The sequence below is a fragment of the Allobosea sp. P4_C6 genome (assembly GCF_056402015.1).
Window position 1 is genome coordinate 1 of the sequence record NZ_JBFUIF010000185.1, and the last position, 2347, is coordinate 2347.

General features: G+C 62.8%; 2 protein-coding genes and 1 pseudogene. 1 reads left to right on the forward strand and 2 read right to left on the reverse strand.

Annotated features, from left to right (window positions below; genetic code table 11):
* Both groEL and groES read right to left on the reverse strand, forming a co-directional pair.
* A partial coding sequence (gene groEL / locus AC1DVA_RS27665; RefSeq protein ID WP_476808025.1) for a chaperonin GroEL occupies nucleotides 1-866 on the reverse strand: 866 nt, incomplete at its 3' end.
* 45 nt (nucleotides 867-911) lie between these two features.
* Entirely contained in the window at nucleotides 912-1199 is a 288-nt protein-coding gene (groES, locus tag AC1DVA_RS27670) for a co-chaperone GroES (RefSeq protein ID WP_061964603.1), read from the reverse strand.
* Between the two features lie 190 nt (nucleotides 1200-1389).
* Between groES and AC1DVA_RS27675 the strand changes: the two are divergent.
* Nucleotides 1390-1635: pseudogene (locus AC1DVA_RS27675) on the forward strand (IS6 family transposase); the annotation flags it as partial.
* Nucleotides 1636-2347: the final 712 nt, after the last annotated feature.

Below are 2347 nucleotides of genomic sequence, written 5' to 3' on the forward strand. Positions count from 1 at the left end.
AGCATGGCCTTGCGGCGATCGCCGAAGCCCGGAGCCTTGACGGCCGCGACCTTGAGGCCGCCGCGGAGCTTGTTGACGACGAGGGTGGCGAGAGCTTCACCTTCCACGTCCTCGGCGATGATGAGCAGCGGGTTGCCGGTCTGCACCACGGCCTCGAGGATCGGCAGCATCGGCTGGAGCGAGGACAGCTTCTTCTCGAAGATCAGGATGTAGGGATCTTCCAGCTCGACGATCATCTTCTCCGCGTTGGTGATGAAGTAAGGCGAGAGATAGCCACGGTCGAACTGCATACCCTCGACGACGTCGAGTTCGGTCTCGGCGGTCTTGGCTTCCTCGACGGTGATGACACCCTCGTTGCCGACCTTCTGCATGGCGGTGGCGATCATCTTGCCGACCGACTCGTCGCCATTGGCCGAGATGGTGCCGACCTGGGCGACTTCGCCGTTGGACGTGACCTTCTTGGAGTTCTCCTTCAGGTCGGCGACGATGGCCTCGACGGCCAAGTCGATACCGCGCTTCAGGTCCATCGGGTTCATGCCGGCGGCAACAGCCTTCAGGCCTTCGCGCAGGATCGCGGCGGCGAGGACGGTGGCGGTCGTGGTGCCGTCGCCGGCGTGGTCGTGCTGTTTCGAGGCCACTTCGCGCACCATCTGGGCGCCCATGTTCTCGAACTTGTCGGCGAGCTCGATCTCCTTGGCGACGGTGACGCCGTCCTTGGTGATGCGCGGAGCGCCGTACGACTTCTCGATCACGACGTTACGGCCCTTGGGACCGAGCGTGACCTTCACGGCGTTGGCGAGGATTTCGACACCGCGCAGCATCTTGTCGCGCGCATCGGAAGAGAACTTGACGTCTTTGGCTGCCATGAGAGCAACTCCTTATGAAATGACGGAAAGAGCGGTCTCAGTCGTTCAGCCGACGACGCCCATGATGTCGGATTCCTTCATGATGAGGAGATCCTGGCCGTCGATCTTGACCTCGGTGCCCGACCACTTGCCGAACAGGACGCGGTCGCCCTTCTTGACGTCGAGGGCAACGAGCTTGCCGGCTTCGTCACGCGCGCCGGAACCGACGGCGATCACCTCGCCCTCCTGGGGCTTTTCCTTGGCGGTCTCGGGGATGATGATGCCACCCTTGGTCTTCTCTTCGCCATCAAGGCGGCGGACCACGACGCGATCATGCAGCGGACGGAACTTCATGGTTCTGTCTTCCTATTGGTAGGATTTCGGTGCGAGCATCTTTCGACGGGCTCGCAAGGGGATACCCGTTAGCAGTCTCGATCCATGAGTGCCAATCGATGGCGGCAGCTAGGCGCGCGACCGCCGCTAGAGTCAAGGAGGGCATTTGTCACGGGAGTGGGCGATTTAGCCTGGCAGGTTCGGTAGGGGCATGCAGCCGATTTCCTACGCCCGTCACCAGTTCCCGCCTGAGATCTCTGCGGTTCAGCATGAGCTACCGCGATGTCGAGGAGCTTCTGGCTGAGACATTTCGTATGAGACGATCCGGCGATGGGTCCACAAATTTGGATGCAGCTATGCCCGCAACCTGCGCCTGCGGCCGCAACCAGCAGACATCTGGCAGCTGGACGGGAAGGTGAGCGTAGCGTCGCTCGGGAGATCAGTTGACGCTCGAGGTTGAGGAGATTGTGGACGACGGCATGTACGCAGAGAAAGCGCTGCGCCACATCGGCCACTTGAAGAGCTGCATCTTGCGCTCTCGTTGTCGCAGGAGGCGCCGTGGCTGGCCACCTGGCTCAGCGAGTTCCTCGCTTTCCCGATGGGCGCCACGACGACCAGGTCGACTCCACCAGCCAGGCGCTAAGCTATCTCACCGGCCGTACCCACCCGCCCACGCCGCTCAGACCCCGCGCGAGCGCCCTCAGCACATCCGCAGGCCCGTCGGATTTGCGCGGCGGGCCGGCTTCCAGAGAGGAGGCGTCGAAGAGTAGCGCGGTTACCTCGCTGGGCGAGGAACCAAGAGCCCCTCGAGCGCCATATGATCTCCCGAGCGACGCTGAGACTCTTTGAGCCGAGGTCGCGCAACAGTGGCAAATTGCGACGGCCGCCGCGTAAGTCGGCTTTGCTCAGGGCAAAATCCTGGCTCGGCGACATTTCCGTGACAATGCTGGTGCGCCCAATCCATTGCTTGCGCTGCTGACGATGCAGCGGCGCCCGTCGAGGTCGGGAAGGATCGTATATGACATGCAGCCGGCTCAGCCCCCCGGGACCAGAGCGCGCACCGCCCTGCCGATCGCTGCGCCGTCGCCCGCTCGCAATCCCGCAGGATCGACAAAGAGAATATTATTAGAGGCCCAGCGTTCGCTGAGATGAATCGGCTTGGCTAGCCG